The 19,257-nt window shown below is 57.4% G+C and carries 16 protein-coding genes; 13 read left to right on the plus strand and 3 right to left on the minus strand.

Annotated features, from left to right (window positions below; genetic code table 11):
- Positions 1 to 11 precede the first annotated feature (11 nt).
- From KEHDKFFH_RS01220 to KEHDKFFH_RS01255, 8 genes are all read left to right on the plus strand, one after another.
- Positions 12 to 665 (plus strand): MlaC/ttg2D family ABC transporter substrate-binding protein, encoded by a 654-nt coding sequence (locus KEHDKFFH_RS01220; protein WP_104320232.1) that lies wholly within the window; start codon positions 12 to 14, stop codon positions 663 to 665.
- Positions 662 to 994 carry an STAS domain-containing protein gene (locus KEHDKFFH_RS01225; protein ID WP_104320233.1) on the plus strand — a complete coding sequence of 111 codons (333 nt, stop codon included), beginning with the start codon at positions 662 to 664 and terminating at the stop codon, positions 992 to 994. The genes KEHDKFFH_RS01220 and KEHDKFFH_RS01225 overlap by 4 nt, the downstream gene beginning before the upstream one ends.
- 103 nt (positions 995 to 1,097) lie before the next feature.
- Positions 1,098 to 1,340, plus strand: a complete 243-nt coding sequence (locus tag KEHDKFFH_RS01230; protein WP_064228698.1) for a BolA family protein — start codon at positions 1,098 to 1,100, stop codon at positions 1,338 to 1,340.
- A gap of 28 nt (positions 1,341 to 1,368) precedes the next feature.
- Entirely contained in the window at positions 1,369 to 2,631 is a 1,263-nt protein-coding gene (murA, locus tag KEHDKFFH_RS01235) for a UDP-N-acetylglucosamine 1-carboxyvinyltransferase (RefSeq protein ID WP_014577731.1), read from the plus strand.
- A 40-nt stretch (positions 2,632 to 2,671) separates the two neighbouring features.
- Positions 2,672 to 3,322 carry an ATP phosphoribosyltransferase gene (gene hisG, locus KEHDKFFH_RS01240; protein WP_104320234.1) on the plus strand — a complete coding sequence of 217 codons (651 nt, stop codon included), beginning with the start codon at positions 2,672 to 2,674 and terminating at the stop codon, positions 3,320 to 3,322.
- A gap of 169 nt (positions 3,323 to 3,491) precedes the next feature.
- Positions 3,492 to 4,796 (plus strand): histidinol dehydrogenase, encoded by a 1,305-nt coding sequence (gene hisD / locus KEHDKFFH_RS01245; RefSeq protein ID WP_104320235.1) that lies wholly within the window; start codon positions 3,492 to 3,494, stop codon positions 4,794 to 4,796.
- Positions 4,797 to 5,072: 276 nt separating this feature from the next.
- On the plus strand, positions 5,073 to 6,125 hold the full coding sequence (gene hisC, locus KEHDKFFH_RS01250) for a histidinol-phosphate transaminase (RefSeq protein WP_104320236.1): 1,053 nt from the start codon (positions 5,073 to 5,075) through the stop codon (positions 6,123 to 6,125).
- Between the two features lie 247 nt (positions 6,126 to 6,372).
- A complete protein-coding gene (locus KEHDKFFH_RS01255; RefSeq protein ID WP_104320237.1) occupies positions 6,373 to 7,116 on the plus strand; it encodes a Nif3-like dinuclear metal center hexameric protein in 744 nt (247 codons plus the stop codon).
- 303 nt (positions 7,117 to 7,419) lie between these two features.
- On the opposite strand, the gene KEHDKFFH_RS01260 is transcribed toward KEHDKFFH_RS01255, so the two are convergent.
- The gene (locus KEHDKFFH_RS01260; protein ID WP_008170195.1) at positions 7,420 to 7,860 is read right to left on the minus strand and encodes a Z-ring associated ZapG family protein; all 441 of its coding nucleotides are present in this window, start codon (positions 7,858 to 7,860) and stop codon (positions 7,420 to 7,422) included.
- A 231-nt stretch (positions 7,861 to 8,091) separates the two neighbouring features.
- Here KEHDKFFH_RS01260 and zapE point away from each other — a divergent pair, with 231 nt between their 5' ends.
- From zapE to KEHDKFFH_RS01290, 5 genes are all read left to right on the plus strand, one after another.
- Positions 8,092 to 9,189, plus strand: coding sequence for a cell division protein ZapE (zapE, locus tag KEHDKFFH_RS01265; protein ID WP_192875735.1), 1,098 nt, complete (start codon positions 8,092 to 8,094; stop codon positions 9,187 to 9,189).
- 235 nt (positions 9,190 to 9,424) lie between these two features.
- Positions 9,425 to 10,609 carry a thiolase family protein gene (locus tag KEHDKFFH_RS01270; RefSeq protein WP_104320239.1) on the plus strand — a complete coding sequence of 395 codons (1,185 nt, stop codon included), beginning with the start codon at positions 9,425 to 9,427 and terminating at the stop codon, positions 10,607 to 10,609.
- Between the two features lie 622 nt (positions 10,610 to 11,231).
- Positions 11,232 to 13,097, plus strand: a complete 1,866-nt coding sequence (locus KEHDKFFH_RS01280; RefSeq protein WP_104320241.1) for a DUF1302 domain-containing protein — start codon at positions 11,232 to 11,234, stop codon at positions 13,095 to 13,097.
- A gap of 34 nt (positions 13,098 to 13,131) precedes the next feature.
- Positions 13,132 to 14,493, plus strand: a complete 1,362-nt coding sequence (locus KEHDKFFH_RS01285; protein ID WP_104320242.1) for a DUF1329 domain-containing protein — start codon at positions 13,132 to 13,134, stop codon at positions 14,491 to 14,493.
- A 213-nt stretch (positions 14,494 to 14,706) separates the two neighbouring features.
- A complete protein-coding gene (locus KEHDKFFH_RS01290) occupies positions 14,707 to 17,409 on the plus strand; it encodes a LuxR C-terminal-related transcriptional regulator (protein WP_104320243.1) in 2,703 nt (900 codons plus the stop codon).
- Here KEHDKFFH_RS01290 and KEHDKFFH_RS01295 read toward each other — a convergent pair.
- Together KEHDKFFH_RS01295 and KEHDKFFH_RS01300 are read right to left on the minus strand one after the other, a co-directional pair.
- Entirely contained in the window at positions 17,375 to 18,289 is a 915-nt protein-coding gene (locus KEHDKFFH_RS01295) for an acyltransferase (RefSeq protein WP_104320244.1), read from the minus strand. The genes KEHDKFFH_RS01290 and KEHDKFFH_RS01295 overlap by 35 nt on opposite strands.
- Positions 18,290 to 18,301: 12 nt before the next feature.
- A complete protein-coding gene (locus tag KEHDKFFH_RS01300; RefSeq protein WP_064228710.1) occupies positions 18,302 to 19,237 on the minus strand; it encodes a glucosaminidase domain-containing protein in 936 nt (311 codons plus the stop codon).
- Positions 19,238 to 19,257: the final 20 nt, after the last annotated feature.

Below are 19,257 nucleotides of genomic sequence, written 5' to 3' on the forward strand. Positions count from 1 at the left end.
AGGAGATCCTGATGTTTGCACTGAAACACCATATTCTGCTTGGCCTTCTGATGGTCCTGGTTCTGGTTACGCCGGCACAGGCGAGCGAGGCTGAGGATCTTCGCAGCTATGTGGATGAGAACACCCAGCGGCTCGTTAAAAAGCTTAACGAGGAGCGCGGTCTCTATGAGCGTGATCCAGAAGCCTTCTATGAGAGCATGGATCAGGCCCTGACGGATTTCGTGGACTTCCGCCGCATTGCTGCGCGGGTGATGGGGCGTTATGCCCGCCAGACGACGCCCGAACAGCGGGACGATTTTGTGGTCAAGTTCAAGCGCAGTCTTTTTGACAGCTACGCCCAGGCGCTGGTCAACGCGGACAATTTTGAAATTCAGGTCAAGGAAGCGACCATCAATCCCCAGAGCGACGACCGCGCCTCCGTCCAGATGGAAGTCATCAGTGCATCCGGTAACCGTTACCCGGTGACCTATTCGATGTACAAGAACTCCGAAGGCAAGTGGTTGATGGAAAACGTCATCGTTGAAGGCGTGAACATAGGCCTGGCTTTCCGGGATCGGTTCAGTCAGGAAATGGAAGAAAATCGCGGTCAGATCCAGGCGGTAATCGACGGCTGGAGCGATGCGGTTGAGTCCCTGAACCTGGATCAGGAAGTGGACAACTCATGACCGCAGGGCTGCCCCGGGTCCAGCTTTCCGACGGAGCTCTGGTCGTCTCGGGTGAGGTGACCACCGATACTGTCTTTGGCCTGAGAACAGAGGGCGAGAAGCTGATCCGTTCGGTCTCTGCCGATCTGGTGATCGACCTGGATGGTCTGATCACCGCCCACAGTGTGGTTCTTTCCATGCTGCTCTGTTGGCAACGCCTGGCACATCAGACAGGGGTCTCGTTATCGTTCCGGGGCGTCAGTGGCCGTCTTGCCTCTCTGGCGGCCCTGAGCAACCTCGAAGACCAGCTCGTCGGGTTTGGTCCGGAAGCCGTCCATCCCGCCCACTGACTTTCCGGCCCTGGCCCCTTTGTTCACCGGACAGTAAAGCTGACCCGAGCCCCGGAATTGGTTACAATCTCGCCCCTGATTTCAAAACACCCGAGGATTTTCTATGGATGCCACCCAAGTCACTGAGCTGGTCAAGGAAGCATTGCCCGGCTGCGAAGTTCAGGTACAGGTTGATGGTACCCATTATCTGGTCGTCGTGGTGGGTGATGTCTTCGAAGGCCTGCCGACCATCAAACGCCAGCAGCTGATTAACAAGGCGCTGTTCCAGCAGATCATGGATGGTTCAATTCACGCACTTCATCCGAAAGCCTTTACTCCGGCTGAATGGGCTGAGCGCCAGGGCTGAATGGCCCGGACAAAACAGGATATTTATTGTGGATAAACTTCTGATCAGGGGCCGCAAGCCTCTGGATGGCGAAATTCGGATTTCCGGAGCCAAGAACGCCGCACTGCCAATCCTGGCAGCAACCCTGCTGGCGGATGAGCCGGTAACCGTCGGCAACCTGCCGCACCTGCACGACGTAACCACCATGATCGAGCTTCTCGGCCGCATGGGCGTCGAGGTGATTATTGATGAGAAAATGAGCGTGGAAATTCACGCCAATACCATCAAGCATTTCCATGCGCCCTACGAGCTGGTGAAAACCATGCGTGCCTCCATCCTGGTGCTGGGTCCGCTGGTTGCACACTTCGGCGAGGCAGAAGTTTCCCTGCCAGGCGGCTGTGCAATCGGTAGCCGTCCGGTGAATCTGCACATCCATGGTCTGGAAATGATGGGTGCGGATATCAAGGTCGAAAATGGCTATATCAAGGCCAAGACTAACGGTCGCCTGAAGGGCGCCCACATCTTCCTGGATACCGTCACCGTAACCGGCACCGAGAACCTGATGATGGCCGCTGCCCTGGCAGACGGCAAGACCATCCTGGAAAACGCGGCCCGCGAGCCTGAGGTTGTCGACCTTGCCGAGTGCCTGATCGCCATGGGCGCGGACATCAAAGGCCACGGTACCGCCACCATCGAAATCAACGGTGTTGAGCGCCTGCACGGTTGCCATTACAACGTGCTGCCAGACCGGGTTGAAACCGGTACCTACCTGGTAGCTGCGGCTGCGACCGGCGGTCGGGTCAAGCTGAAGGATACCCGGGAAGATCTGCTGGAGGCGGTTGTGCTCAAGCTCGAAGAAGCCGGCGCCCACATCAATACCGGCCCGGACTGGATTGAGCTGGACATGAAAGGCAATCGCCCGAAAGCGGTGAGCCTTCGTACCGCGCCTTACCCGGCGTTCCCCACGGACATGCAGGCGCAGTTCGCCGCCATGAATGCGGTGGCCGAAGGCACTGGCACCATCGTGGAAACCGTGTTCGAGAACCGGTTCATGCACCTGCAGGAGCTGATCCGCATGGGTGCGGATATCACGCTGGAAGGCAACGCCGCCATCATCAAGGGCGTGGACCACCTCACCGGCGCTCCGGTCATGGCCACGGACCTCCGGGCTTCGGCCAGTCTGGTTATTGCCGGACTCATGGCTGACGGCGATACCATTGTCGACCGCATCTATCATATTGACCGCGGCTACGAGTGTATTGAAGAGAAACTGCAGTTGCTGGGTGCCACTATCCGCCGCCTGCCAGCGTGAAAGACATCCATCCAGACAATACGGGAAACCGGAAGAATCCATGACAGATTCCATAACCATCGCCTTGTCGAAGGGACGAATCCTGGAAGAGACCCTGCCGCTGCTCGCAGAAGCGGGCATTGAGCTGATCGACGACGTCAAAAAGTCGCGCAAACTGGTGTTTCCGACAACGGATCCCCATGTGCGGGTATTGATCATCCGGGCCACCGACGTGCCGACCTATGTTCAATACGGCGGGGCTGACCTTGGTGTCACCGGCAAGGATGTTCTGATGGAGCACGGTGGCGAAGGACTGTATGAGCCACTGGACCTGAATATCTCCCGTTGTCGCCTGATGACCGCCGGCCCGAAAGATCAGACTCCGCCATCCGGTCGTATCAAGGTGGCCACAAAATTCGTCAACCTGGCTCGCCGATACTACTCGGCCCAGGGTCGTCAGGCAGACATCATCAAGCTATACGGTGCCATGGAACTGGCGCCGATTCTTGGGCTGGCTGACGAGATCGTCGACATTGTTGATACCGGGAACACGCTGAAGGCGAATGGGCTTGAAGCCCGAGAGCTGATTGAGCATATCAGCAGCCGGTTGGTGGTTAATCGCGCGTCCATGAAGATGAAACACGAGCGTATTAACCCCATAATTGAAAAGATGTCGGTTGCGGTGGATAAGCGCAGGCGGGTTTCGGAGTAAGAATCGGTCAGGGGTGGCTTCCCAAAACACGCTACGAGCACATCCATGTGTGCTTGTTTCGGGCCGTCCATGGCCCTCAACAGTTTTGGGAAGCCACCCCTGACCAATTCCCGAACCTTTGAGCTGCGCCCGGCAGCGTCACGTAGATAGCCCACTTAGGATTTGATTCATGACCGTGAACATCAAACGACTGAACGCCTCACAAAGTGACTTCGACAGCGCCCTGGCCAAACTGCTGGCCTGGGACGATAGCGTTGATCATCAGGTGAACGAGTCGGTGCGTCATATCCTGCATGAGGTGAAAACCCGTGGTGATCAGGCGGTTCTGGAGTTTACCGAGAAGTTCGATCGCCTGAAGGTTGGCTCTGTCGCCGAGCTGGAAATGGACCAGAGCAGATTGCAGAAGGCTCTGGAAGCGATTCCCCGGGACCAGCGCGTGGCCCTGGAAAAAGCCGCTGAGCGGATTCGGGACTATCACGAGCGCCAGAACCAGAAGTCCTGGCAGTATGAAGACGAAGACGGAACCGTGCTTGGCCAGAAGGTAACGCCGCTGGATAGAGCTGGCTTGTATGTGCCCGGCGGGAAAGCCGCTTACCCGTCATCCGTGCTCATGAACGCCATTCCCGCAAAGGTTGCGGGTGTCAGTGAAGTGGTGATGGTTGTTCCGACACCGGATGGTGTGGTGAATGACATGGTCCTGGCCTCCGCCGCGATCGCCGGTGTTGACCGGGTATTTACCGTTGGCGGCGCTCAGGCCGTCGGCGCGCTGGCCTATGGCACAGAAACCATCCCGGCCGTCGATAAAATCGTCGGCCCCGGCAACATTTTCGTCGCCACCGCCAAGCGTGAAGTCTTCGGCGTTGTCGGCATCGACATGATCGCCGGCCCCTCGGAAATCCTTGTGATCTGCGACGGCAAAACCGACCCGGACTGGATCGCCATGGACCTGTTCTCCCAGGCAGAACACGACGAGCAGGCCCAGTCCATCCTGATCAGCCCGGATGTCGAATTCCTGGATGCGGTCGAAGCCAGCATCAACAAACTGCTGCCAACCATGGAGCGCGCCGACATCATCCGCATCTCCATGACCGACCGCGCCGCGTTGATCCACGTCGCCGATCTGAAACAAGCCGCCGAAGTGTCCAACCGCATCGCCCCGGAACACCTGGAACTGTCGGTAGAAGACCCCGAGGCCATGCTCGAAGACATCCGCCACGCCGGCGCTATTTTCATGGGCCGCTACACCGCAGAAGCCCTCGGCGACTACTGCGCCGGCCCGAACCACGTGCTGCCCACCAGCGGCACCGCACGGTTCTCCTCACCGCTGGGCGTCTACGACTTCCAGAAACGGTCCTCCATCATCGGCTTCAGCGCTGCCGGTGCTGACCGCATGGGGCGTGTGGCGTCGGTATTGGCGCGGGGAGAAGGGTTAACTGCTCACGCCCGTTCGGCAGAGTATCGGATCAAGAATTAAGGTTAAGTGTCTGATTCGTTGTCGGATTACGCTTCGCTAATCCGACCTACATGACGACATCGCCCAATGACGCAGGAATTCCGTAGGTCGGATTAGGCGAAGCCGTAATCCGACTGTGGTTTATCTTCCAAAGTATGCAGGGCGGCGGGCAGGTCAATCTCCGAGAATGTCGGCGGCCATGGATGGCCGACGTCAAGCGCACATGGACGTGCGCGTAGCGGTTCTCGGAGATTGACCTGCCTGTCGCCCGTCTGCACCAAACGGAGTGCAAAAGCGATGAGCAAATTCTGGAGCCCCCTGGTAAACGACCTGGTTCCATACGTCCCAGGCGAACAGCCAAAAATGGCCAACCTGGTGAAGCTGAACACCAACGAAAACCCCTTCGGCCCCTCACCAAAAGTCATCGAAGCCATCCAGGCCGAACTGAACGACGGCTTGCGCCTCTATCCGGATCCGGAAGGCGAAAGCCTGCGCCAGACTATCGCGGCTTACCACAAGGTAAAGCCCGAACAGATCTTCCTCGGCAACGGCTCCGATGAAGTCCTGGCCCACATCTTCTTTGGCCTGTTCCAGCACGGCGAACCGATCCTGTTTCCGGACATCACCTACAGCTTCTATCCGGTTTACTGCGGCCTCTATAACATCGAGAGCACAAAAGTACCGCTGACAGAAAGCTTCGAAATCAACCCGGACGACTTCAAGCAACCCAACGGCGGCGTGATCTTCCCGAACCCGAACGCGCCAACCGGGCGGTATCTTGAGCTGCAGTATGTGGAAGAAATCCTGGCTGCCAACCCGGATCGCGTTGTAGTGGTGGATGAAGCCTACATCGATTTCGGTGGCGAGTCGGCGATCACCCTGGTCGACAAGTACCCGAACCTGCTAGTCTCACAGACGCTATCCAAGGCCCGTTCGCTGGCCGGTTTGCGAGTCGGTTTCGCAGTCGGCCACCCAGACCTGATCGAGGCCCTGAACCGGGTCAAGAACAGTTTTAACAGCTACCCACTGGACCGCCTGGCCCTGGCCGGCGCGAAAGCTGCCTACGAGGACGAGGCCTGGTTCCGGAAGTGCTGCGATGGCGTGATCTCCGAGCGCGAGCGTGTAACTACCGCCCTCGAAGATCTTGGATTCGAGGTGTTACCCTCCAGGGCAAACTTCATCTTTGCCCGTCATAAAGATCAGCCGGGCGAGGTTTTAGCCAAAGGCCTGAGGGAGCAGGGCATTATCGTCCGGCACTTCAACAAGCCCCGAATCAGCGAGTTTCTGCGCATTACCATTGGCACTGTTGAGCAGAATGATGCTTTGATTGCTGGCCTCGAATCACTCTAGCCTTTGGAGCTAGCGGGCAGCGCAAGGCAGGCACCCCTTTCCGGGAACCGCTACGAGCACCCGCACGCGGGTCCAGCCAGCAATCATAGATTGCTGTCGTTCGGCTGTCGCATGAAGCTTCGCTTCATAAGCGCTCGGCCTCACCCATGTGCGCTTGACGTCGGCCATCCATGGCCGCCGACATTCCCGGAAAGGGGCGCCTGCCTCGCTCGTCGAACTTCTCAGAAATAGTCCGGAGCGATTACTGATGGCTGAACGAAACGACATCCTGAAGAAAATCAATGAGTGGCTCCAGCCTGGAGATTTCCAAGACTATTGCCCAAATGGCCTACAGGTTGAAGGCAAATCCCAAATCAATACCGTCATCTCCGGCGTTACAGCTTCAAAAGCCTTGATCGAGGCTGCCATCGAAGCAAGCGCCGATATGATCCTGGTCCACCACGGATACTTCTGGAAAGGTGAGGATCAGCGCATTCAGGGGATGAAACGAGAACGTTTGAAGCAAATCCTGGACAACGACATTAATCTTGTCGCCTACCACCTCCCTCTGGATGACCACCCCGAATACGGCAACAATCGTCAGCTGGCGGATGTTCTCAACATCAAGAATCCGCGCCCGTTAGGCGGCTTGGTTTGGGAAGGCGAGCTGGAAGAAGCAATGTCTCCCGAGAAGTTCGGTCTTCACATTGCCAGACAGCTTCACCGTGAACCGCTCTGGGTTGGCGAAGGTCCGACTGCGATCAAACGGGTGGGGTGGTGCACCGGTGCTGCACAGGGGTTTATTAACACCGCCTTGGATGCTGGCCTGGACGCCTATATTAGCGGTGAAATCTCCGAGCCGACGACTCACACGGCAAGGGAATGTGGTATCCACTATTATGCAGCGGGTCATCACGCGACTGAACGTTACGGGGTTCAGGCCCTCGGAAAGGCTCTAGTAGAGGAGTTTGGGGTAACCCACAAATTTATTGACTGTGACAACCCGGTTTAAAAGCTGACCCAGATTCATTCTCAAGGCGAATGGCACTGAATCTGACTGGGCGGGGCGGACACCCCTGTCCGGGAATGTCGGCGGCCAAGGATGGCCGACGTCAAGCGCAGATGGGTGAGGCCGAGCGTTTATGAAGCGAAGCTTCATGCGACAGCCGAACGACAGCAATCTGTGATTGCTGGCTGGCCCCGCTTGCGGGTGCTCGTAGCGGTTCCCGGACAGGGGTGTCCGCCCCGCCCGTTCACCGAAACTAGAAGTCTTAAAATGGCCCGAGTTCCAGAGTAAGGTCAAGCCTTCAATAAATCAGGCCTGCTGAGCCTTATCACCCTTCTTGAGCCCAAAGTCCTCAGCAAGCGTGCCGGAGTCCTTCGGGTCCGTCTTCGGCGCATAATCTCGTGGTGGCTCGGAAGCGTCCTCGCGAACCTCCTCCAGGCGCTTCTTGGAAGTTTCCTGCGCCAACTCCTCCATCCAGTCTTCGTCATTGCAAAGACGGTTGGCACCGCGGGCCATGTGCTGGTTCACATCGCGGTAGGCATCGTTGAAGCGGCGCAGCAAATGGGCCGACTCCATGAAATGTTCATTCACCTGGGCCTGGTAGCGGGTATATTCGCTTCTCAGTTCCTCAATCTGCTGTTCCGCCCGGCGCTGCCGAAGCGACGTTCCCTGCCCGGAACGGCCAACAAATACCCCGATGACAATGCCAACAACCAATGCGGCAATCGCTGCCAGAATCAGGTTTGTCATATGCTGTGTCGTCCTTTTACCTAGAAGTGAGCCAAGCCCCTGTCAGGCCAGTATAACGCCCCAGGCTCCATCATCCCATGATTGTGGCCTGCGCCAATCGTCGTATTGCTGCCCAGGCGGCCAACGTGGCGAAAAATCGCCAAATGCGAGACAATACGGCGCCCAAATTTACGATCAACTTCCGGGAATACCTTGATGACAGCTGCGATGTCCTCCGAAACCAGTGCGACCATGACCCCTTGGCAACGTTACCAGAAGGATCTTGAACGCCCGGATTTCCAGAAGGACTCCGCCCAGGAAGATGCGGTCAAGCGCCTTCAGTCACTGTACGACAAACTGGTGGACGCCGAAAGGGATCGCAGCAAGCCCAAGGCCAAACTTTTGCGCAAGCTCAAGAAAGGCAAGGAAGAGCCGGTCAAGGGCCTGTATTTCTGGGGCGGGGTAGGCCGGGGCAAAACCTACCTGATGGATACCTTTTACGAGTCGCTACCCTTTGATCGCAAGATGCGGGTTCATTTTCACCGCTTCATGCAGCGGGTCCACAGCGAGCTCAAATCCCTCAAGGGCGAGAAAAATCCCCTGGAGCTGGTCTCGAAGAAATTTGCCGATGAAACCCGGGTTATCTGTTTCGACGAGTTCTTCGTGTCCGACATTGGCGACGCCATGATTCTCGCTACCCTCATGGACGGTTTGTTCAGCCGCGGCGTCACCCTGGTGTGCACCTCCAACATCGTCCCGGATGGCCTGTACAAGGATGGCCTCCAGCGGGCCCGGTTCCTGCCGGCTATCGAGCTGGTCAAGAAGCACACCGATGTGGTCAACGTGGATGGCGGAGTAGACTACCGGTTGAGAACGCTGGAGCAGGCGGAGCTCTTTCACTCGCCACTGGATGAAGAAGCGGACGTCAGCCTCCGCAAGAGCTTCGATGCCCTTGCGGTCGAGGCGGCAAAACACAGCAAAACCATGGAAATCAACGGCCGCAAAATCCCGGCCCAGGCTCATGCAGACGACGTGGTCTGGTTTGATTTCAAAGACGTCTGCGATGGCCCCCGGAGCCAGAACGATTACATTGAAATGGCCCGTCAGTTCCACGCCATCATCGTCAGCAATGTGCCGGTTTTGGGCAAAGAGAAAGACGACCAGGCTCGCCGATTCATTAACATGATTGACGAATTCTACGACCGCAACGTCAAAGTCATTATCTCGGCAGCCGCCCCGATTACCGAGCTCTACACCGGCGGCCGCCTGGGCTTTGAATTCGAGCGCACTGAATCCCGCCTGCTGGAAATGCAGTCCCGGGAATACCTCGAAGCCCCCCATAAACCATAAGGCGCGTCGGATTACGCTTCGCTAATCCGACCTACCAGAACTTGCCCCAAGTAGGTCGGGTTAGCAAAGCGTAACCCGACAAACCCAAGCGGAAAGAAGCCACCCAAGAGTAGGTCGAATTAGCAAAGCGCAACCCGACAAACCCGACAGGAAAGAAGTCACCCAAGAGTAGGTCAGATTAGCAAAGCGTAATCCGACGAAAAAACTACCAGACAACCAACAGAGAGATTCAGAAATGAGCACAGACAACGTCGTCATCGTAAGCGGTGTCCGCACCCCCATGGGCGGATTCCAGGGTAGCCTGGCCAGTGTCAGCGCCACCGACCTGGGCGCCCTTACCATCGCTGAAGCTGTAAAACGCGCGGGTCTGCAGCCTGCGGATGTGCAGGAAGTCATCATGGGTAACGTTCTGCCCGCCGGCCTCAAGCAGGGCCCGGCACGCCAGGCCATGCGCAAGGCCGGTCTTCCGGATCACACCGGCGCAACTACCATCAACAAACTCTGCGGCTCCGGCATGAAAGCCGCCATGTTCGCCCGCGACCTGATCAAAGCCGGAAGCAACGACATCATGGTTGCTGGCGGTATGGAGAGCATGTCCAACGCCCCTTACATCCTGCAGGGTGTTCGCAGTGGCTACCGCATGGGGCCTGGCCAGGCACCCCAGGATCACATGTTCCTGGACGGCCTGGAAGACGCCGAAACCGGTCGCCTGATGGGCGCCTTCGCCCAGGAAATGGCCGACAAGAAAGGCTACACCCGGGAAGAAATGGACGAGTACGCCATCACCTCCCTCACGCGGGCCAAGAAAGCAATTGAAGAAGGCCTGCTGAAGGACGAAATCGTCCCCGTAACCGTAAAAAGCCGCAAAGGTGACGTAGTTGTCGAAGACGACGAGCAACCCCACAACGCCAACATCGAAAAGATCCCGAGCCTGCGCCCGGCCTTTGCCAAAGACGGCACGGTTACAGCCGCCAACGCCTCATCAATCTCCGACGGCGCTTCTGCGCTGCTCCTGATGCGCGAGTCCGAAGCTGAAAAACGCGGCCTCAAGCCACTCGCCCGCATCGTTGGCCACAGCACCCAGTCCCAGCATCCTTCCGAGTTCACCTGCGCCCCGGTTGGCGCCATCGAAACCCTGTTCGGCAAGACCGGCTGGAGCAAAGATGACGTAGACCTCTTCGAGATCAACGAAGCCTTCGCCATGGTCGCCATGATGCCCATCCGTGAACTCGGCCTGGACCCCGAGAAAGTCAACATCCACGGCGGCGCATGCGCACAGGGCCACCCGGTCGGCTCCACCGGCTCCCGCCTGCTGGTAACGCTCATGTACGCCCTTCAGCGCTACGGCAAAAAGAAAGGCATCGCAGCCCTATGCATTGGTGGTGGTGAAGCGACCGCCATGGCAATCGAGATGCTCTGATCCGGCTTCGGTTAGCTCTTTGCTTCGGTGCTTCGATAAGGGGCGACAGCCTTTCTGAAACACGCCGTGAATACGTCCCTGTAGGCTTGACGGCAGCATCCCTGCTGCCGACAGTTTCAGAAAGGCTGTCGCCCCTTATCGTCGTACCTTGGGAATGCATTTCGAAGTTCTGGAAGCAGAAGTGGACGTTTCGTCCGGATTTGACGAGGTAGGGCTCGCGGCCTTCGATTTAGCTACGGGCGCTGCCGTCGGGGGGCTCTTCCCGGGAATGTCGGCGGCCATGGATGGCCGACGCCAAGCGCACATGGATGTGCTCGTAGCGGTTCCCGGAAGCCCCACCCCGGCGGCAGTGCTTGCTCCCACGGTTAAAACGAAAAAAAACCACCAAAACCAAAGTGGTTGCATCCAAATTTGTTGTCTATAGTGATTCTGTGCGAAGAAACCCGGCAGCAAGCGGCGGTAATAGAGGTGTGAGAGCAAAATCATACTTTTGACTGATCAAAGCGCCCGAAGGCGTTAGCTATAGTGCCAACATCACGAGCACTGTGCATGAAGCCTCCAATACATCGTGAACACCAATAATCAGAGCAGCGACTCAGAACAACAATGGAGTAGCCTTCCAATGACAAGAAAAACACATCAATGGCAGCGTTGGACAAAATTACCGCTGGCCGTGGCAGTGGCAGCCGGTATGTCCGGTCAGGCAACCGCCTATTCGTTTTATGTGGGTGATGTGGAAGCCCAGTTCAACACCACGCTGTCTGCGGGTGCAGGTTGGCGAGTTGAAGATCGGGACAAGCGACTGATCGCCCAGGGTAACCTCGGTCCTGAGTACGCGCCGGGCGGAGCGCTGGAAAACATTGGCGCCTCCACGAACAACTACGACGACGGTAACCTCAACTTCGAGAGCGGAGACACCTACTCCAAGATCGTCAAAGGCAACAGTGAACTTTACCTCAATTATTACGTCGATAACCCCTATCTGACCCGGGTCGGCGGTCTTCTGCGTGGTCGTTACTGGTACGACTTCGAGCTCAAAGACGAGAGCAGGGCCGTAGATTACGTTGGCCAACAGCGCGAGCTGAACCCCGAGGCCAAGGACAATGCGTCCGGTGGTGAGATTCTTGACGCCTACATCTTCTCTGACTGGTATTTTGGCAACGTCCCTGTGAGCCTTCGCTACGGCAAGCAGGTAGTAAGTTGGGGTGAAAGTACCTTTATTCAGGGTGGCATTAACGTCATCAACCCTGTGGACGTCCCCGCCTTCCGCGCACCGGGTTCCGAGCTGAAAGACGCTCTGCTGCCGGTTGAAATGTTCTACATGTCCGCCGGTGTTACCGAGAACGTCACGGTAGAGACCTTTGTTCAGGCAGATTGGGAGCCCATCCGTCCAGACGATTGCGGCACCTTCTTCTCCACCAACGATTTCGCCCCTGACGGCTGTGGCCCGGTACTCCTTGCTGGCCAATTGCCGGATTCCCAGGCGCTTGCCCAGGGCCTGGTATCGGATCGGGTAGGCGATCGTGAGGCGGATTCCAAAGACCAGTTCGGTGTTGCTCTGCGCTGGTATGTGCCGCAGTTGAACGATTCCGAGCTTGGCTTCTACTACATCAAGTACAACAGCCGTCTGCCATACGTGAGCGGTATTGTGCGGGATCCGGCCAATGGCCAGAACCTGCCCCTGTACTTCATTGAGTACCCGGAAAACATCAACCTTTACGGTGTGAGCATCAACACCACCACCCCGGGTGGCTGGTCGCTGGGTGCAGAGTACTCCTACCGTGACAAGATGCCCCTGCAGTGGAACGCTTTCGAACTTCTGTATGGCGGTAACGAAGTCGTGAACCCGGAGACCGGGCTCCCAGCCAGTCAGTTGCAGGTTATTCGCGAAGCGGAAGCCGGTGGAGCGTCTCTTAACGGCGAAGCGGTAAGAGGTTGGGATGAGTACGGCGTCTCTCAGGCACAGTTCACACTGATCAAGTTCTTCGATCAGGTGATGGGCGCGAGCCGTCTTTCTCTGATTACCGAGTTTGGTGCAACTTACGTTCATGACCTCCCGGATTACGACACAGCCCGTTACGGCAGATCCGGCACCTTTGGTATTGGCCAGTTGCCAGGTGGCGCCTGTGATGGCAGTGGCTCAACCGGAGCGGCTTTGAACATCAACACCAACTACTGTAACAACGAAGGCTTCACAACTGACTTCTCCTGGGGTTACCGTACCCGGCTGGTATGGAGTTACCCGAACGCGCTTGCCGGCGTGAACCTCTCACCGCAGCTGGCGTGGAGCCACGACGTGCAGGGTTACAGCCCGCAACCTGGCGGTGCTTTCAATGAAGGCAGCAAGGCCATTGGTCTTTCGCTGGAAGCGGTGTACCAGAACAAGATTACCGGTGAGATCGGTTACACAAACTTTTTCGGCGGCAAGCCGTATAACGAGTTGACTGACCGCGATTTCGTGAGTGCTAGCGTTTCGTACTCATTCTGAACCCGGAAAGAATTCGTTGAACGAGGGAATTTAAATGAAACTGAACAAGAAACTACTGGCCACGGGCGTACTGGCAGCGAGCATGTTTGCCGGCCAGGCCTGGGGTGCGGTTTCTGCTGAAGAAGCGGCCAAGCTGGGTAACTCGCTGACACCGATGGGCGCAGAAAAAGCCGGTAACGGCGGTGCGATTCCTGCCTGGACAGGTGGTCTGACGACTCCGCCGGCTGGTTACAAAGGGGATGGCATCTATGTGAATCCGTTCGCGGATGAGCAGCCAAAATTCACCATCGATCAGAGCAACGTCGAGCAATACAAGGACAATCTGTCCCCGGGTCAGGTTGCCATGATCAAGCGTTACGACGACTACTTCATGCCAGTGTATGAAACCCATCGTACCGCCGCCTATCCTGAAGATGTGATGGAGCAGACCGTTGAGAACGCAACCACGGTTGAGCTGATCAAGGATGGTAACGGTCTGGGCAACTATCAGTCCGCCACTCCGTTCCCGATTCCCCAGAACGGTCTGGAAGCGATCTGGAACCACATTACCCGCTACCGCGGCGGTTCTGTGCAGCGTAACGTTGGTCAGGTAACCCCCACTGAGGGTGGCCAGTTTTCAGTCGTGAAATTCCAGGACGAGCTGACCTGGCGTACCTACCTGTCTGATTTTGAGCCGGGCATGGATCCGAACGTACTGTTCTACTTCAAACAGGCCATTACCGCGCCGGCACGTCTGGCGGGTAACGTCCTGCTGGTACACGAGACCATCGACCAGGTTGCTGAGCCCCGCCGTGCCTGGGTATACAACGCCGGTCAGCGTCGTGTTCGCCGCGCGCCACAGGTTGCCTATGACGGACCGGGTACCGCGTCTGACGGTATGCGTACCTCGGACAACTTCGACATGTTCAACGGTGCCCCTGACCGCTATAACTGGGAGCTGGTCGGCAAAAAGGAAATGTACATTCCGTACAACTCCTACAAGCTGACTGATCGCAGCCTGAGTTATGACCAGATCATCAAGGCTGGTCACATCAATCAGGACTACACCCGTTACGAGCTGCACCGTGTATGGCACGTGCGGGCAACCCTGAAAGATGGCGCCCGTCACATCTACGCACAGCGTGACTTCTACATTGATGAAGACTCCTGGCAGGCATCCGTCATTGATCACTATGACGGTCGTGGCGAACTCTGGCGCGTAGCCGAAGCCCACAACATGCAGTTCTATGATCAGAACGTGCCCTGGTACGCCATTGAGACCCTGTACGACCTGCTCTCTGGCCGTTACCTCGCGCTTGGTCTGACCAACGAAGAGTCCAACCCGTACGAGTTCGGTGTTGAGCGTCGCTCCAGGGATTACACGCCGGCCGCACTGCGCCGCGCGGGTACCCGGTAAGCGTTCTTCAGAAGACTCAAAAACGGCGGGCCTCTGGGCCCGCCGTTTTTTTTACACCTGAGAAAACCCTTTCACGTCAAAATTTTGCAGCCCACCCCTCAATTGGTTTAACCTTCCTATCATACTAAAGGCGTACCCGATGCTGGTCGCCGATAAAAAGCGTTAGCGAGATCCACTTTTCCGGCGGTGCGAGGCAGTTCAGGCCGGAGTTAAATGGGGCAGTGCGTGAAACCATTCAATGATGGCTGTGCAGCCAACGATGAATTTCAGTCGGCGAATAGTGGTCTTCAGCGAGGTGAGCTGGTCAGGGATCTTCTCAGACAGCGGGTTCAAATCCCCCCGGTTCCATCTGATTCACTGGCCCGGCCGAGGCTTGATGGCAAGATTTCTGAAGCACTGACGTCCAGGAGCGTTCTGTTTGTAGAGGCGCCCTGTGGCTACGGAAAATCCCACGCCGTGGTCAATGCCTTGGGCAGCGCAGACATGACCGCTGATCAGGTTCGGTGGGTTGCCCTTAACTCCCAGGATAATGCGCCCTCCCGCTTTCTGACCTTGCTTGCCATCGCCCTGGACCTGCCAGAAACCCCTGAACAGGGCTTGCAGAGTGGTGCGACCTTCTCGGATACCCTGTCGATGATGCAAGTTGCGCTGGCCCGCAAGAACTCCGGTCAGCCTCGGGTACTGGTGCTGGACAACCTCCAGAACCTCAGCAACCCCGCTGTTGTGGATCTGCTTCAGCAACTGGTTACTGATTTTCCGGCAGGCTCATCCATTGTACTGATATCGCGCAAGGCACTGCCTTTCGAAACACACAGTCTCGAGCTGGAAAATCGGTTCATCCGCATAGGGCCAGAAGCGCTCGAGTTCTCCCGTTCGGAAACCTTCGAGTTTTTTCGGTCGGCCACGACAAACAGCGAACTCACCAGTGTTGCTGTCGACAATCTCTATGACATGACCGAGGGCTGGGCGACGCCGTTGGCCCTTTATCGCCGAGAGGTCTACCAGAATATTGAAAGGAAACCGATTCAGGAAACACCAAGCGTTGAACGATTTCTCAAGGAATCGGTCCTTGGCAACCTGACACCCGGCCAGATGCGTTCGATGCGAGGCATTGCCGAACTTGAGCTTTGTTCCGATGAATTGTTTCTGGCGCTTGAGCCGCTCCTCCCGGAAACCGGTTTCGTTCCCTCCCAGGCTGTTGAGCGTGGGCTGCCGCTGAAGTCCATGCCGGGTCGTGGGCGTTGGTACCGTATTAATCCTTTGTTGCAGGAATGGTTGAAGTCACCGGTAATGGCGGGCTATTCCGAGCGAATGCTGCAGGCGAGTCGGTGGTTTGGCATTCGCGACCAGTTCCCGGAAGCGCTCAAATACGCACTATTGGCTGGCGATGCCGAGGAAGTTATCCGCATTGCTTCGGAAGGGTCAGAGGCTTTGTTACTGGGGCAGGATACCGCGTCACTTCTTCGCCTTCGCAAGAGTCTGCCGGTACAACTGCTGGAACGGAGTGTTCGGCTGAGGATTGTCTATAGCTGGGTTCATGCCATTGGCGGCCAGTTCCGCCAGGCCCGAGCCCTGATTGACGGCCTGGCCGAGCCTGACCAGAAAGAACAGGCGGCACGCATCTGTGCTCTGAGAGCCTTTATCTTGCGGGGTGAGGGCAGTGTTGGCCCGGCCCTGGAAATGGCGGATCGGGCCCTGGCGGAAGGTGAGCTCAGTACCCAGGGCCAGTTGGTGACCCAGATGGTACGCTCCAGCGCCCTGTGTGCGGCGGGTCGGTTCCAGGAAGCGCGGGAAGCCAATCGCGCAGCGTCGAGACTGGCCAGGGAAGCAGGGGATTCCGGTTCAGAAGCCCTGGCGGTTTACGCCCATGCCCGGATCGAACTGGGCAAAGGCGCCCTGAAACACGCAGAGCAGTTGTTGCGCACCGGTCTAGATACCGCCATGCAGGAGCTCTCCCGCCCCGCACGAATTGGGGAGACCCGGCTGCAGTTGAATCTGGTGTTGGTGCTCTGGCACCAGGGCCGGGAAGCGGAGGCCGACCGTTTGTTGGTTACCTGCGGACGCCATGCCGAACAGACCCGCGATTTGGGTCTGCTATTGGCAATGACGATCCGCGTGTTGATGTGCCGTGCCCAGGGCCGGCTCGAGGATGCCTTTGTCTGGATTGGCCGGGCGGAACGTACCATGCATTCCTGGCAGGTTGACGAATCGCTGTTCGTACCCGTGCTCGAGGCCCTGAAAGCCAATTGTTGGCTGTCCCAGAACCAGATCGACAGTGCCGACCAGGCGGTTCGTAAGCTGGCCCCGTATCGGGAGGCTGGCTGCGTGCCGGAGCTGTTCCCGATGATGCCGGGGCTTTTGGACTGCCTGCAGGTGCGGGTCGATCTTGCCCGTGGTGACCTTGTCCGGGCCCGGGAAACCCTTCAGGGAATCCGGGAGCGCTACGAAGGAGCTATTCCCTGGGGCGTGGAGTTGCACATGCGCTTGCTGGAGGCAGTGATCGTTCTGGATGAAAAGGGGCCGGTGGTTGCCGTGAAGATCCTGTCCACCGTGGTTACCGAGGCGGCGGCAGAGCACTTCATCAGTCCCTTCCGGGAACTGCGCAGTGAGCTCCAGGAACTGATGGTAAAAGGCTTTGGCCAGATGCCGGAGGGTGCTTTCAAAGAGGCATTGGGCGAGCTGTTCGAGTTGCGGGCCAGTGCAGCCGGTGCTGACACCCTGGCGGAACCGATCAGCGAGCGGGAGCAGGGCGTGCTTGAATTGATTGCCAAGGGGCTGTCAAACCAGGAAATTGCCGACAAACTGCACATATCCCTTCACACGGTGAAAACCCACGCTCGCCGAATCAATGCCAAACTGGAAGTGAAATCCCGGACTCAGGCTATTGTCCGGGCCCGGGAGCTGGGGCTGCTTTAAGCTCATCAATCCTCGCATCCTTCTCGGCCCAGATCTCACTCACCCAGCGCTGAAACGCGACCCGGGTCTCCCGGTTGTTTTCGTAATCCATCCCCAAAAACTCGGCGGGAATTTCGCGCGTCCGCACCTCAATAATAATCCTGCGGATCCGCCCACACAGGTAATCCCAGAAGCCTGCGCGGCCGTCGGGATACACAATAGTGACATCCAGCATGGTATGGATCATCTCGCCCATGGCGCCCAGTACAAACGCGGTACCGCCTGCTCTTGGTTTCAAGAGGTGCTTGAAGGGTGAATTCTGGCGGTCATGCTTCTCGGGTGTAAACCGGGTGCCCTCCATGAAGTTAAAGATCGTCACCGGAGTGTAGCGAAACTTTTCGCAGGCAGCCTGGGTGGCCGCCACATCCTTGCCCTTGAGCTCAGGGCGTTTGGCAATCTGTTCTTTGGTGTGGCGGTGCATGAAGGGAAAGTCCAGTGCCCACCAGGCAACCCCGAGAAACGGCACCCAGATCAGCTGTTTCTTCAGAAAGAACTTCAGCAGGGGGATCCGGCTGTTGAGCACATACTGAATGGCGGGAATGTCGGCCCAGCTCTGGTGGTTGCAGGTAACAAAATACCAGTGCTCCCGGCTGAGGTTTTCAACCCCACGCACATCCCAGTGGACCTTGTGCAGAAGATCCATCAGCAGGTTGTTGAATCCGATCCAGACCCACGCGATGTTGTTCAGGATCACCGTGCAGCCCTTGCGAATGGCGGTAATCGGCAGCACGAGTTTAAGCAGGGCGAATACCAGAAGAACAGGAAACAGCACCAACGTGTTACACAGGATAAGCAGGGCCGCCAAAGTCCCCTTCAGCGGCGCGGGAAGAAAATCGAGCATGGGGTAGGGTCTCTAACCTTCAGCCGGGTTGGTAGTCAGTGATGATTGGCGGGGCAACAAGCCGGTTGCCGCTTCCGTGGAGGCCAGTTGCTCAAGGCTGCCCGGCTCCAGGTTACGGACCACGTTGCGGAAATCGTCGTCATAGAATTCCAGGTTGTTGTAATGAATCATTGCCCGGATCTCTTCTATATATTCTTCGCCCCGTTCGGAATAGCCGAGCAGGCCTTCAGCAAGTTCCAGGCCGGACAAAGGAGCATTGTTACGGCGGTCTTTTAGCCGAACGTCCCGCAACAGCTGGTAGGTGGGGTGGCGGTTCAGGTTCTGGATGTAAGCTCGAACCGACCGGTAAGGCGAGGAGAACTTGGCCACCTCATGGCTGGCGCCATCGGCACGACTGAGGGGAACCAGACCGCAGCCTTTGGAAAAACACCATTGGCCGAACAGATTGTTGCCCTTGGTCGCAAAACGGGAGGTGCCCCAGGCAGATTCGTTGGCAGCCTGGGCCAGGATCAGGGACGGAGGAATTACGTCCAGGCGCTTGCGTAAAAGCGCAAACTGCTCGTCGCTGCCTGGCTCGGCGTCCACCCTTAACCGCTCGGATTGCTGGGCCAGCCAGTTGTATTCTTTGCTGGTCAGCTTGTCCTTGTCAGCAAGGCTGTCCAGGTAGTCGCGTTCAATCAGGATCCGGGAATTGGCCAGCACAATCCGTGGGTATAGAAACGAGAAGAACGCGGCTTTTTTCTCGGTGGTGTCCCGGTACTGTGAGAAGTCGGGCAGATCGTCATTGGCCCAATGGGGCAAAGGTGGCAGGGAGGATAATGCAGGTTCGGATCCAGAGTTATCAGAATTGCCCTGGTCAACGTTCGCCTGAGGCGTATAGAAACCACCCCCGATCGCAAACGCAATCAGGGGAATCATCAGCATGACTGCCCGTTTACCCGCAGACATAAAACCTCTCGTTAAAGTCG

Source organism: Marinobacter maroccanus (assembly GCF_002933275.1).
Taxonomy (GTDB): Bacteria; Pseudomonadota; Gammaproteobacteria; order Pseudomonadales; family Oleiphilaceae; genus Marinobacter; species Marinobacter maroccanus.